Source organism: Phaeobacter sp. SYSU ZJ3003, from assembly GCF_041300735.1.
Lineage (GTDB): Bacteria > Pseudomonadota > Alphaproteobacteria > Rhodobacterales > Rhodobacteraceae > Phycobacter > Phycobacter gallaeciensis_A.
Window position 1 is genome coordinate 1 of record NZ_PXNU01000035.1, and the last position, 12,954, is coordinate 12,954.

11 protein-coding genes are annotated in these 12,954 nt (G+C 60.3%); 9 read left to right on the forward strand and 2 right to left on the reverse strand.

Annotated features, from left to right (window positions below):
• Both C6W91_RS13725 and C6W91_RS13730 read right to left on the reverse strand, forming a co-directional pair.
• Positions 1 to 2,402: TRAP transporter permease (locus C6W91_RS13725; RefSeq protein WP_370570937.1), on the reverse strand; the 2,402-nt coding region annotated here is incomplete at its 3' end.
• A gap of 128 nt (positions 2,403 to 2,530) precedes the next feature.
• A complete protein-coding gene (locus tag C6W91_RS13730; RefSeq protein WP_065270355.1) occupies positions 2,531 to 3,496 on the reverse strand; it encodes a TAXI family TRAP transporter solute-binding subunit in 966 nt (321 codons plus the stop codon).
• Positions 3,497 to 3,947: 451 nt separating this feature from the next.
• Between C6W91_RS13730 and mtnA the strand changes: the two genes are divergently transcribed.
• The 9 genes from mtnA (at position 3,948) to C6W91_RS13775 (ending at position 12,924) form a co-directional block, all read left to right on the forward strand.
• A complete protein-coding gene (gene mtnA, locus C6W91_RS13735) occupies positions 3,948 to 5,057 on the forward strand; it encodes an S-methyl-5-thioribose-1-phosphate isomerase (protein WP_370570938.1) in 1,110 nt (369 codons plus the stop codon).
• On the forward strand, positions 5,054 to 5,719 hold the full coding sequence (locus C6W91_RS13740) for a class II aldolase/adducin family protein (protein WP_274837114.1): 666 nt from the start codon (positions 5,054 to 5,056) through the stop codon (positions 5,717 to 5,719). The genes mtnA and C6W91_RS13740 overlap by 4 nt, the downstream gene beginning before the upstream one ends.
• 109 nt (positions 5,720 to 5,828) lie before the next feature.
• Positions 5,829 to 6,890 carry a dipeptidase gene (locus C6W91_RS13745; RefSeq protein ID WP_274837115.1) on the forward strand — a complete coding sequence of 354 codons (1,062 nt, stop codon included), beginning with the start codon at positions 5,829 to 5,831 and terminating at the stop codon, positions 6,888 to 6,890.
• A gap of 53 nt (positions 6,891 to 6,943) precedes the next feature.
• A complete protein-coding gene (locus C6W91_RS13750) occupies positions 6,944 to 8,539 on the forward strand; it encodes an ABC transporter substrate-binding protein (protein ID WP_274837116.1) in 1,596 nt (531 codons plus the stop codon).
• On the forward strand, positions 8,540 to 9,598 hold the full coding sequence (locus C6W91_RS13755; RefSeq protein WP_274837117.1) for an ABC transporter permease: 1,059 nt from the start codon (positions 8,540 to 8,542) through the stop codon (positions 9,596 to 9,598).
• Positions 9,595 to 10,512 (forward strand): ABC transporter permease, encoded by a 918-nt coding sequence (locus C6W91_RS13760; RefSeq protein ID WP_065270361.1) that lies wholly within the window; start codon positions 9,595 to 9,597, stop codon positions 10,510 to 10,512. The genes C6W91_RS13755 and C6W91_RS13760 overlap by 4 nt, the downstream gene beginning before the upstream one ends.
• On the forward strand, positions 10,509 to 11,366 hold the full coding sequence (locus C6W91_RS13765; protein WP_274837118.1) for an ABC transporter ATP-binding protein: 858 nt from the start codon (positions 10,509 to 10,511) through the stop codon (positions 11,364 to 11,366). Before C6W91_RS13760 ends, C6W91_RS13765 begins: the two co-directional genes overlap by 4 nt.
• Entirely contained in the window at positions 11,363 to 12,133 is a 771-nt protein-coding gene (locus C6W91_RS13770; RefSeq protein ID WP_274837119.1) for an ABC transporter ATP-binding protein, read from the forward strand. The genes C6W91_RS13765 and C6W91_RS13770 overlap by 4 nt, the downstream gene beginning before the upstream one ends.
• Positions 12,134 to 12,138: 5 nt before the next feature.
• Complete coding sequence (locus C6W91_RS13775) at positions 12,139 to 12,924, forward strand: N-acyl homoserine lactonase family protein (RefSeq protein ID WP_368981486.1); 786 nt, start codon at positions 12,139 to 12,141, stop codon at positions 12,922 to 12,924.
• The last annotated feature ends 30 nt before the right edge of the window (positions 12,925 to 12,954 follow it).

A 12,954-nucleotide genomic window follows, 5' to 3' on the forward strand; every position in this document is an offset into this window, starting at 1 on the left:
GCCCATGTCACATCGATCAACAGCAGATCGGTGTTGAAGATGAAGACAAACGGCAGCGCCACGGTGCGCAAGCTATAGAAGAAAGCCACAAACCCGGTGCGGATCGCATCGCCGCCCGATACGGCAGCAGCTGCAAAACTGGCAAGGCCTACGGGCGGGGTCACATCGGCCATGATCCCAAAGTAGAAGACAAAGAGATGCACAGCGATCAGCGGCACGATCAGCCCCGATTGCGCGCCAAGTTCCACCACGACCCCCGCCATCAGCGAGCTGACAACGATATAGTTCGCCGTGGTCGGAAGGCCCATGCCAAGAACCAGAGAGAGAAGGCCGACCATGATCAGCATCAGGATCAGGTTTCCACCAGACAGGAACTCCACCAGTTCGGACATCACCTGCCCCACGCCCGTCAGCGTCACGGTGCCCACGATCACACCCGCCGTGGCGGTTGCCAGGGCGATCCCGATCATATTGCGAGCACCGTCGATCATGCCGTGCCACAGATCGCTCACCCCATCCATGAAGTTGAAGGCAAGGTTGGACTGTCCCCGGAACAGGGCCTTGAGCGGTTTCTGCGTCAACAGGATCACAAACAGCAGTGCCGTCGCCCAGAAGGCCGACAGGCCGGGCGATTTCTGTTCGATCATCAGGAAATAGACCAGTACGATGATCGGCAGCAGATAATGCAGCCCCGCCTTATAGATCTTGCCCACATCCGGCAGCTCCACATCCTCGGCATTGGGATCGTCCGGCACCAGATCCTCGACCCCGGCCGCGAGCTTCAGCAACGCCACATAGGCCGCAACCACCAACAGCGACAAGACTGTGCCAGAGGCTTCGGGCACCAGCGAAATCACCCAACCGACGGGATATTGCACGCCGTAACACAGCGCCGCGAAACCCGCGAAGAACGCCGCCATACCTCCGATTGTGCGGCCCATGGAGACCACCCGGTTGCCCAGCGTCGGCATGTTCCGCTTCACCGCCTCCAGATGCACGATATAGACCAGCGCGACATAGGAAATTGCAGCCGGAAGGAAGGCATGGGTGATCACCTCGACGTAGGAAATGCCCACGTATTCCACCATCAGGAAGGCCGCAGCCCCCATCACCGGCGGCATGATCTGACCGTTGACCGATGAGGCGACCTCGACCGAGCCGGCCTGTTCATTCGTAAAGCCCACCCGTTTCATCAAGGGGATGGTGAAGGTGCCCGTGGTCACAACGTTGGCGATGGAAGAGCCTGAGATCAGGCCTGTCGCTGCCGAGCCGACAACAGCCGCCTTAGCCGGGCCACCGCGCAGGTGGCCAAGGGCGCCAAAGGCCATTTTGATAAAGTAATTCCCGGCGCCCGCCTTATCCAGCAGCGCCCCAAACAGCACGAAGAGAAAGACGAATTTGGTGGAAACGCCAAGCGCGATGCCAAAGACCCCTTCGGAGGTGATCCACATATGGCTCATCGCCTTTTTCAGGCTGGCGCCTTTCCAGCGGATCACTTCGGGCACCACGTCAGAGGAGCCAAAGAACACATAGGCGAGGAAGATCGTGGCGATGATCGCCATCGCTGGCCCCAGAGCGCGACGCGCGGCTTCGAACAGGATGATCAACCCAGCCAGCGCAAAGAATTTGTCGACATCATCGGCCAGACCGCCGCTGTCGACGATCTTCTGGTAGTTGAGGAAGCCATAGACCGCCACATAAACGCCCGCAGCGGCAAGAACCCAGTCCTGCACCGGCACGAAACCTGGCTCGGGATTGGCCCATTCCCGCAGGTAGGCCAGAACCATCACGGCCGCTACAATCAGCGCGACCACGATGGAAAAGAGCGCCAGAGAACCGCTCCAACCGTCAAAAAGATACTGCCCAAGGATCGCCACAGCGCAATAGGTCAGTAGTGCCACCGCCGCGAAAATCCCAAGCGCGCTGGCCATGCTCTCCAGCCGCGTCGCCATGCCCGATCCGTTCAGATAGGTCGGCAGCACCAGCACCAGCGCCACCAGCGCCGACACGACAACCGCCACCGACACCGACATACCCGGCGCGATGGCCAACAGCACCGCCACGCCAAAGGCACCAATGCCCAGCAGTGTTCCCAGGTGTCCCAGCCAGAAGCCAACCAGATTGCGGCTTTCCCGGCTCATGGCGGGATAAGCCATGAACCCCAGCATCAGGGCGAAGGCCAGGTGGATCAGCCGTGAATTGTTATTGACGGCGCCCGGAAGCAGATAGTTCGAAAGCGGTGAGGCCAGAATGACCTGAAACAGCGACCAGCTTACGGCGACAAGAGCAAGAGACAGGCCCACAGCCCCGATGGGGTTGCGCGCACCGGCGTCCGAAGACGCGACCAGTTCCTGCAATTCTTCCTCGCTAAGCGGTCGATTTCCTTGAGCATCGGATGTCATGGATAATCTCCCCTGCGGACGCCCTGATATGGGATCCGGCTATTGTGATTGGCGCCATCACCGATGAGAGGCCCGGCAGGCGCAAAGCGGGGCGCCAATGCGCCCCGCCAGTTGGTCATTGGCCGATCTTATTCGATCCAGCCCATTTCCTTGTAGTATTTGGCAGCGCCATCATGCAGCGGCGCCGACAGGCCGTCCTTGATCATCTCTTCCGGCTTCAGGTTGGCAAAGGCCGGGTGCAGCTTCTTGAAGGCGTCGAAGTTTTCAAAGACCGATTTCACAACCGCATAGACCGCGTCTTCGGACACGTCGGTCGAGGTCACGAAGGTCGCGCCCACACCGAATGTCTTGGTGTCTTCGTCAGACCCACGGTACATGCCGCCCGGGATCGTCGCGGTACGATAGAAGGAGTTGTCGGCAACCAGTTTGTCGACGGCTTCCCCGTCCACGGTGACCAGAACCGAGTCACAAGCGGTGGTGGCTTCCTGGATCGAGCCAGAAGGGTGACCCACGGTGTAAACCATCGCGTCGATCTGGTTATCGCACAGGGCAGCGGATTGTTCGGCCGCCTTTAGTTCAGTCGCCAGAGCAAAATCTTCCATGCCCCAGCCTTTGGCTTCCATCAGAACTTCCATGGTGCCGCGCTGACCGGAACCGGGGTTGCCGATGTTGACCCGCTTGCCTTTCAGATCGTCAAAGTTGGTGATGCCTGCATCGGCGCGCGCAACAACGGTAAAGGGCTCGGGGTGGACCGAGAATACCGCACGCAGACCTTCAAAGGCGCCCTGCTCTTCGAATTTGGAGGTACCGTTATAGGCATGGTACTGCCAATCGGACTGGGCAACGCCGAACTGCAGCTCACCTTCGCGGATGGTGTTGATGTTGTAGACCGAACCGCCGGTGGATTCGACGGCGCATTTGAAGCCGTGCTCCTTGCGGTTCTTGTTAACCAGACGGCAGATCGCGCCGCCCGTCGGGTAATAAACGCCGGTCACACCGCCGGTGCCGATGGTGATGAATTCCTGCGCCTGAGCAGCCGGAGCCATGAAGGCCGCGGTCACAAGCGCACCAATGGACAGTTTTGCGTGTTTCATCGTTTCTATACTCCCTTTTTCATTCTTGGTGACACTCTGCACCTCTGTGCGACTGTCAGCTCTCAATCAAAATCCGGAGACTGAACAGTCTGGCTCAGCAGGCAGGAACGCCCAACTCTTTTGCTAAAGTCTGCATATGCAATAGATAAAGCTCAGCTTCCGGCGCGCATCGGCGCCTGTCAACTCTGCCGTTTGGCGAAAGGGTTGAAAAACCGATCTTCCCGCATATGTGATGCCCTGCGTTGGATTTTCCCCGCTCTCAGCCAGACCCACCCGGATTCGCATAACTGTGGCAGAATGCCGCACTGAAATGCAAGACCTCTTCCTGCGTCAGGTTTCCACTTCCGGTACAGTTGAGCGGCTCCTTTGGCGCGCCCTTGCACGGGCCAGAATTTTCCGCAACAAAAGTTCCGACACATACTTCCAGCCGTCCTGGCAGAAAGAGGCTCTCGTGAAAGTCAACGGAACCCCGTACCGGTCCCTGTGGTGGGAAGAAAATGCGCAGGCTTTGCAGATCATCGACCAGCGCTGGCTGCCCTATGATTTCCGGATCGAACAGCTTGAGACTCTGGCAGAGTACTGCGAGGCAATCACCGGAATGCATGTACGCGGCGCGCCGCTGATCGGCGCCACCGCAGCCTACGGCATGGCGCTGGCTGCGCGTCTGGACCCTTCGGATGGCAATCTGGACGCCGCATGGGCGGCGCTGAACGCGACACGCCCGACGGCGATCAACCTGCGCTGGGCGCTGGACCGCTGCCTGAGCGCCCTGCGCCCGTTGGAAGAGGCAGAGCGCGCTGCAGCAGCCTTGCAACTGGCCCATGACATTGCGGATGAGGATGTCGAGATCAACCGCAGGATCGGCCAGCACGGCCTTGAAATTATTAAAGAGATTTCCGCGAAGAAACCCGAGGGCGAGCCTGTCCGCCTGCTAACCCATTGCAACGCAGGCTGGATTGCGACGGTGGATTGGGGTACCGCCACCAGCCCGATGTATCAGGCCCATGATGCAGGTCTGGATATCCATGTCTGGGTCGATGAAACCCGGCCCCGCAACCAGGGTGCGCTGACCGCATGGGAGCTCGGCAGCCACGGTATCTCCCACAGCTATATCACCGACAATGCCGGCGGCCATCTGATGCAGCACGGGCAGGTGGACATGGTCATCACCGGCACTGACCGAACCACCCGCAACGGCGATGTCTGCAACAAGATCGGCACCTATCTAAAGGCGCTGGCGGCACGGGACAACAACGTGCCCTTCTACGTGGCACTGCCCTCGCCGACCGTCGACTGGACGGTTTCCGACGGCGTGCGCGAGATCCCGATCGAGGAACGCGCAGGCCGCGAAGTCAGCCATGTTCAGGGCGCCCTGCCGGATGGCATGATCGGTACGGTTGAGGTCACGCCGAAAGGCAGCGACGTCGGCAACCCCGCCTTTGACATGACCCCCAGCCGTCTGGTCACCGGGCTGATCACCGAACGCGGTGTCTGCGATGCCAGCGCCGAGGGGTTGGCCGGGCTATTCCCGGAGTTTGCAGCCTCTGGCGATCCGGCATGAGCGCGGCACCCTACGCCGACACGCCCGAGCTGCGGCAGGCCATCATCGACGCCTGCCTGTCGATGGAGCGCCAGCAGATCAATCAGGGCACTTCGGGCAATATCTCGGTGCGGATCGGGGACCAGATGCTGATCACCCCTTCGGGCGTGGATTACGCCCGAATGACGCCAGAGATGATCGTCGCGGTGCCGCTGGACGACGGCGCCCCGGCGCCCGGCCAGATGAAGCCCTCTTCTGAATGGCGGTTCCACCGGGATATCCTACGCGACAAGCCTGCCGTTCACGCGGTGGTCCACGCGCATCCGGTCAATTGCACCGCGCTGGCAATGAACCGGACCGAGATCCCGGCCTGCCATTACATGATCGGCGCCTTTGGTGGCGATACGGTTCCGGTGGCAGATTACGCCCTGTTCGGCACTGCAGAACTGTCAGACAATGTTCTGAAATCGCTAAAAAATCGGGCAGCCTGCCTAATGGCCAATCATGGTGCGGTTGTCATCGCGGACACGTTAAACCGGGCGCTGTGGCGCATGGTGGAGCTGGAAACACTGGCCAAGGGCTATGTCACCAGCCTGACCATCGGACAGCCCCATATTTTGAACGGCGATGAAATGGCCGAGGTCATGGAGGCCTTTGCTGATTATGGCCTCAAAGATATCTGAGAGTTGATTGCACAGTCGTCGCGGTCGGCTTTTCCTCTGGACATTTGCGACGCGTTGCGGAAGGCTGCCGGTTATTGAATCCAATATTCACCGACCCGAAGGACCCTTCATGACTGCCCCCCTCATCTTTGACGGCCACAACGATCTTCTGCTGCGCATTCATAGCGGAGCAGTCTCCGCCGGTCCTGATGGGTTTCTGGGCAACGGCGGAAACCAGATCGATATGGAGAAGGCCCGGGCGGGCGGATTCGGCGGCGGCTTCTTTGCCATCTATGTCCCGAACGAGGACTCCGCGCTTGATGATACGGAGATGAACAAGCCCTCCTATGACCTGGCCCTTCCGGATATGGTCGATTGGCCCACGGCCAGCCGGGTTGCCCTGTCGCAGGCCTCGATCCTGATCAAGCTTGAGCGGAAAGGCGCGCTGGCCATCTGCCGCAGCACCGATGAGATCCGCGCCACCATGGCAGAAGGAAAACTGGCGGCCATCATGCACATGGAAGGCGCCGAAGCGATTGATCCCGATTTCCACATGCTGGACGTTCTTTATGCCGCTGGTCTGCGCTCGCTTGGGCCGGTGTGGAGCCGGGAAACCATCTTTGGCCATGGCGTGCCATTCCGATACCCCTCGACCGGGGACACCGGGCCGGGACTGACGGCAGACGGCATCCGTTTGGTCAAAAAGTGCAATGACTTGCGCGTTCTTATTGATCTTTCCCACCTGAACGAGGCTGGGTTCTGGGACGTCGCGAAACACAGCGACGCTCCGCTGGTCGCGACGCATTCCAATGCCCATGCCATTAGCCCGCACAGCCGCAACCTGACCGACCGGCAGCTGCATGCGATCCGCGACAGCGATGGTATCGTGGGGCTCAATTTCGCCGTCGCCTTCCTGCGCGAAGACGGGCGGATGGATGAAAACACACCTATTGACCAGATGATCAAACAACTTGACTATCTGATGGAACAGCTGGGCGAAGATCGGGTCGGACTTGGGTCTGACTTTGACGGCGCCACTGTTCCGGCCAAGATCAGCACGATCGCCGGTCTGCCGCATCTGCGCAGCGCCATGCAGGCGCGGGGCTATGATGCGGAGCTGATAACGAAACTCTGTCACGGCAACTGGATGCGGGTCCTCGACAAGACTTGGGGCCACACCAGCGCCGCCTGACTGGGACGCCGCAAGGCAAAACAAAAAACCTAATAAAAACAGGGAGTTTACAAATGACAATTATGACACGTCTGATGGGCACGGCCGCGCTTGGCCTGGCTTTGGGTCTGACCACCCTGCCCGCCATGGCAGCTACACCGGACAATATGCTGGTGATCGCCAACCGGATCGACGACATCACCACGCTGGACCCGGCGCAAAGCTTTGAATTCGCGGGCTCCGATGTGCTGCGCAATGTCTACGGCAAGCTGGTGAACTTCGACCCCGAAAACCTGGATGCAGGCTATCAGCCCGATCTGGCCGAAAGCTGGACCGTTTCCGAGGATGGCCGCACCATCACCTTCACCATGCGCGAAGGTGTGAAATTTCAGTCTGGCAACCCGGTCCGCGCCGAAGATGTCGCCTTTTCGCTGAAGCGCGTCGTCCTCTTGGACAAGACCCCGTCCTTCATCATCACCCAGTTCGGATTCACACCGGAGAATATCGACGAAACCATCGTTGTTGATGGCAACACCGTCTCGATCACGACCGACAAGCGCTACGCGACCTCCTTTGTGCTGAACTGTCTGACCGCAACCATCGGCGCCATCGTTGACGAGAAAACCGTCATGGCCAACGAGGTCGACGGCGACATGGGCAACACCTGGCTGGCGACCAACTCTGCCGGCTCCGGCCCCTACACCCTGACCAGCTGGAAACCGAAGGAAAGCGTCACCCTGACCGCGAACCCCGATTTTTACGGCGGCGAACCGGCCATGAAGCGGGTGATCGTCCGCCACGTGCAGGAAAGCGCCACCCAGCGCCTGATGCTGGAACGCGGTGACATCGACGTGGCCCGAAACCTGAACCCTTCGGATGTCGAAGGCGTACGCGCCGCGGATGGTGTTGAAATTCTCGAAGAGATGCGCGGTCGTCTGATGTATATCTCGATGAACCAGAAGCATCCGGAGCTGTCCAAACCCGAAGTCCGTCAGGCGCTGAAATACCTGATCGACTATAAAGGCATGGAAAGCAGCTTCCTGAAGGGCGCCTATGTGGTGCATCAGAACTTCCTGCCGAAAACCTATCTTGGTTCGGTCAACGAAAACCCCTTCTCACTGGATCTCGACAAGGCCAAGGCCCTGCTGGCCGAGGCAGGCGTTGATGGCATGGAGCTGACCGTGGGCGTGCGCGAAGCGCAGGAACGTCTGGAAATCGGCCAATCGCTGCAGAACACCTTTGCGCAGGCCGGGATCACGCTGAACCTCGAAGTCGGCACCGGCAAGCAGGTGCTGGGCAAGTACCGCGCGCGCGAGCTGGACATCTATCTGGGCGCATGGGGGCCGGACTATCCCGACCCCCATACCAATGCAGGCACCTTTGCCTACAACCCGGACAATTCGGATGAGGCAAACGCCACCGGTCTTCTGGCCTGGCGTAACGCCTGGGATACCGCCGGTCTGACCGAGAAAACGGCTGCCGCCGTGGTCGAAGGCGATACCGAGAAACGCGCCGAGATGTATCACGAGATCCAGGCCGAGTTCCGTGACAAGTCGCCCTTTGCGGTGATGTTCCAGAAGGTGGAGCAAGCCGGTGTGGCCGAGAACGTCGAAGGTCTCAGCCTTGGCGGCGCCATCACCGCGGTGTCCTACTGGTCCGTGACCAAGTAAATGACCACGTCGAACACCTATGTGAAGAGGCAGCCACGGCTGCCTCTTCCGGCATGGCTGCGGGGCGTGCTGGTCACCCTTCTGTCCATTTCCATAACCATGCTCGGGCTGTTGTTCGTGACCTTTGTGATTGGTCGCGTGATGCCCATCGATCCGGTTCTGGCGGTGGTCGGCGAACGCGCCACCGAGGCGCAATACGATGCCGTCTTTGTTGAACTTGGGCTGGATAAGCCCCTGATCGTACAGTTTTTCTACTATGTCTCCGATGTGTTGCGCGGCGATTTCGGCACCTCGCTGCTGACCGCACGGCCCGTTGCCGATGATATCGTCCGCGTCTTTCCGGCGACCTTTGAACTCGCCACCATCGGCATTCTCTTCGGCTGCCTCCTGGGCGTTCCGCTGGGCGTCGTGGCGGCGGTGAAGCGCGGCAGCTGGATCGACCAGATCGCCCGCGTCGTGGCGCTGGTGGGCTATTCGATGCCGATCTTCTGGCTGGGCCTGATGGGCCTGTTGCTGTTCTACGGCATTCTGGGCTGGGTCGGTGGACCCGGGCGCCAGGGCATCTTTTATGAGGACATGATCCCCGTCGTCACTGGCATGATCCTCTTGGATTCCATCCTTGCCGGGGACTGGGGCGCTTTCTGGGATGCCTTTTCCCATATTGTGCTGCCTGCCTCGATCCTGGGTTATTACAGCCTTGCCTATATCAGCCGCATGACGCGCTCCTTCATGCTGGAGCAGCTCTCGGCCGAATATGTCACCACCGCCCGGGTCAAAGGCATGAGCGAATGGGCCGTGGTCTGGCACCACGCCTTCCGCAACATCCGGGTGCAGCTGATCACGGTGATCGCGCTCAGCTATGCCAACCTTCTTGAAGGGTCGGTGCTGACCGAAATCATCTTCTCCTGGCCGGGCATTGGCAGCTATATCACCACCGCGCTGCTGTCTGCGGATATGAACGCCGTTCTGGGCGGAACCGTCGTGGTGGGCCTCGTGTTCATCTGCCTGAACGTGTTTTCCGACCTTCTCTACAAAGTCTTTGATCCGAGGTCCAAATGAGCAGTCAAACCGGAACGCTGCGCGACTGGCTTCTGTCAGATACGCCAACCTCGCGGCGGCAGGCCCGCTGGGCCGCCGTATACAAAGGCTGGCTGACGCTGAAATCCAACCATATGGCCATGGCAGGCCTTGCTATTATCGTAGCCCTGATCGCGCTGGCGATCTTTGCGCCGCTCATCGCCCCGCATGATCCTTTCGTTCAGGATCTTGGCAACCGCCTGCAACCGCTGGGCAGCGAGGGGCACCTTCTGGGGACGGATTCCCTTGGCCGCGATATCCTCAGCCGGTTGATCTGGGGCGCCCGGATCACCCTTTATATCGTTGCGCTGGTGGCGCTGATCGCGCCCATCGCCGGGCTTCTGGTGGGCACCGTGTCGGGCTATGCCGGTGGCTGGGTCGACGTGATCCTGATGCGGATCACCGATATCTTCCTCGCCTTTCCCCGTCTGGTTCTGGCGCTGGCCTTTGTCGCCGCGCTGGGTGCGGGCATCGAAAACGCCGTGCTCGCCATCAGCCTCACCGCCTGGCCGCCTTATGCACGCATGGCGCGGGCCGAGACGCTGACGATCCGCTCCTCGGATTATATCAGCGCCATTCGTCTGCAAGGCGCAGGCCCCTTGCGGATCATCATCAAACACATCTGGCCGCTGTGTATTTCTTCGCTGATCGTGCGGGTGACACTGGATATGGCCGGGATCATCCTGGCCGCTGCCGGCCTTGGCTTTCTTGGCCTTGGCGCGCAGCCGCCCAGCCCGGAATGGGGCGCGATGATCTCAGAAGGGCGCCGGTTCATTCTGGATCACTGGTGGGTTGCCACCATGCCAGGCCTTGCCATTTTCACCGTCTCGCTTGCCTTCAACCTTCTGGGTGATGGCCTGCGCGATGTACTCGACCCAAAGGACAGCGCCTCATGAGCACGCTTCTGGACGTAAAGAACCTCTGGGTGAAATTCCCCACCCGCAACGGCGTGGTCGAAGCGGTGCGTGGCATCTCCTTCTCGCTGGGCAAGGAACGGCTTGGCATCGTCGGCGAAAGTGGCTCGGGAAAATCCATGACAGGCCGCGCCATCCTGCGCCTGATCCGCCCCCCTGGGGTGATCGAGGCTGATCATATTTCCCTTCATGGTCAGAACCTTATGGATCTGAGCGAAAGCAAGATGCGCGCAGTGCGTGGGCAAAAAATCTCGATGGTGATGCAGGACCCCAAGTTCTCGCTGAACCCGGTCATGACCATTGGCGATCAGATCATCGAAGCCCACCGTCTGCACGCGAAATCCTCGCGTAGCGAGGCGCGCGCGAAGGCCATCGAGATGCTGGAGGCGGTGTCGATCCGCGATCCGGAACGGGTGATGAAAGCCTACCCGCATGAGATGTCCGGCGGCATGGGGCAGCGCATTATGATCGCCATGATGCTGATCCCGAACCCGGAAATCCTGATCGCGGATGAACCGACCTCGGCGCTCGACGTCTCGGTTCAGGGGCAGGTCCTGTCGATCATGGACAAGCTGGTGAAGGACCGCGGCATGGGGTTGATCTTCATCAGCCACGATCTGAACCTCGTTTCGCAATTCTGCGACCGGGTGCTGATCATGTATGCCGGGCGCATTGTCGAGGTCTGCGAAGCTGACAAGTTGCACGAGGCGCAGCACCCCTATACCCGGGGGCTGCTCGGCTCCCTGCCCCGGTTCGATGCACCGCGCGCGCGGCTGGATGTGCTGCAACGGGATCCCGCCTGGCGCGATGCCCCCAGCGTGGAGGCCCGCACATGAGCGTCGCATCCAAAGACATTGCGCTGAAAGTTGAGGACCTGAGCGTCTATTTCGGCGATCACCACGACCTGTTTCAGGCGGTCAAATCCGCCAGTTTCACCGTTGAAAAGGGTGCCAGTTTCGGTCTTGTCGGCGAAAGCGGGTCGGGCAAATCGACCATCCTGAAGGCGCTGACCGGTCTTGCTCCGCAGTGGGAAGGACATATGCATGTCGCCGGGCAGGACCTGGGGCGCAAGCGCGACCGGACCTTCTATCGGACCGTGCAGATGGTGTTTCAGGACCCCTATGCCTCTTTGCATCCGCGCCAATCGGTGGATCAGGTTCTGTCGGAAACACTGCACCTGCACGGGTTCACGGATATCGACGACCGGGTGGATCAATTGCTACGGGATGTGGGGCTTGGCCCAGCGTTCCGCTTTCGCTATCCGCACCAGCTGTCCGGTGGTCAGCGCCAGCGTGTGGCGATTGCTCGCGCCCTGGCGCCAGAGCCGCAGATCCTGCTTCTGGACGAGCCGACCTCGGCGCTGGATGTGTCGGTTCAGGCGGAAATCCTGAACCTTCTGAGTGACTTGCGCAAGGAACATCACCTGACCTACATCATGGTCTCTCATGATCTGGCGGTGGTGGCGCATATGTGTGACAGGGCCGCGGTGATGCAAAACGGCGAGATCGTCGAGATCCTCAGCATCGACGACATGCGCAACGACCGCTCCAGTCACGACTATACGCGCCACTTGCTGGCGGCCTCAGCCAACCGGGTGGCCTGACGACCATGGCAGAAATCGGAACTGTTGAACCCATCGCACAGGGCGGCCTGCTGAAAGGCCGCCCTGTGCGGCTGTATGTGCTCGATTTCGGGCTGTTCCGGGTCCATTCAAACGGGCGCAAGATCGGCATCTGTGGCTATCTGATCCAGACAGATGCGGGCGAGAACGTGCTGATCGATTCTGGGTTTCCCGCCAAATACGCAACGGATCCTGCGCCGGCGAGCGAGGAGGATCGGCTTTATGAGTTCGGCGAGGTGCTTGATTGCCAGCCGCACCACCTGCCCGCCGCGCAGCTGGCCCTCGCCGACGTGCAGCCCAAGGACATTGACCTCTTCGTGCTGACCCACACTCATATCGACCATATCGGCGGCATCGCTGATTTCCCGCAGGCGCCGATGGTGATTTCGAAACGGGAACGGGATCTGCCGCAACCGCTGTACTGGGGAAACCAACGCCCGCTGGACTGGCCGGACCGTCGCTACCTTACGCTGACCAAGGATACCGAGATCGGACCGGGCTTTGAGCTGCTGATGGCGCCCGGCCATGCACCGGGGCAAATCGCGGCGCTGCTGTCCCTGCCAGAGAGCGGCGATGTACTTCTGACCTCAGATGCGATTTCCCGCCCGGCCGAGGTTGATGAAGGCTTTGATACCGCACCTGATCCGCAGCGGGCCAGGCAAAGCGCCCGTCGCCTGCTGGACCTTGCCATAGCGCGCGATGCGATGGTGATTTATGGTCATTGCCCGACCCAATGGCCCGACCTGAAAAAGGCGCCGGATTACTTTGCCTGACGGCGATTTTTACGCACGCAAAACATCGCA

Coding starts and splice junctions, on each gene's coding strand:
- C6W91_RS13765 (WP_274837118.1), top strand. CDS start 10,509: ATGAGCACGCTTCTGGACGTAAAGAACCTCTGGGTGAAATTCCCCACC.
- C6W91_RS13760 (WP_065270361.1), top strand. CDS start 9,595: ATGAGCAGTCAAACCGGAACGCTGCGCGACTGGCTTCTGTCAGATACG.
- C6W91_RS13740 (WP_274837114.1), top strand. CDS start 5,054: ATGAGCGCGGCACCCTACGCCGACACGCCCGAGCTGCGGCAGGCCATC.
- C6W91_RS13750 (WP_274837116.1), top strand. CDS start 6,944: ATGACAATTATGACACGTCTGATGGGCACGGCCGCGCTTGGCCTGGCT.
- C6W91_RS13755 (WP_274837117.1), top strand. CDS start 8,540: ATGACCACGTCGAACACCTATGTGAAGAGGCAGCCACGGCTGCCTCTT.
- C6W91_RS13775 (WP_368981486.1), top strand. CDS start 12,139: ATGGCAGAAATCGGAACTGTTGAACCCATCGCACAGGGCGGCCTGCTG.
- C6W91_RS13730 (WP_065270355.1), bottom strand. CDS start 3,496: ATGAAACACGCAAAACTGTCCATTGGTGCGCTTGTGACCGCGGCCTTC.
- C6W91_RS13745 (WP_274837115.1), top strand. CDS start 5,829: ATGACTGCCCCCCTCATCTTTGACGGCCACAACGATCTTCTGCTGCGC.
- C6W91_RS13770 (WP_274837119.1), top strand. CDS start 11,363: ATGAGCGTCGCATCCAAAGACATTGCGCTGAAAGTTGAGGACCTGAGC.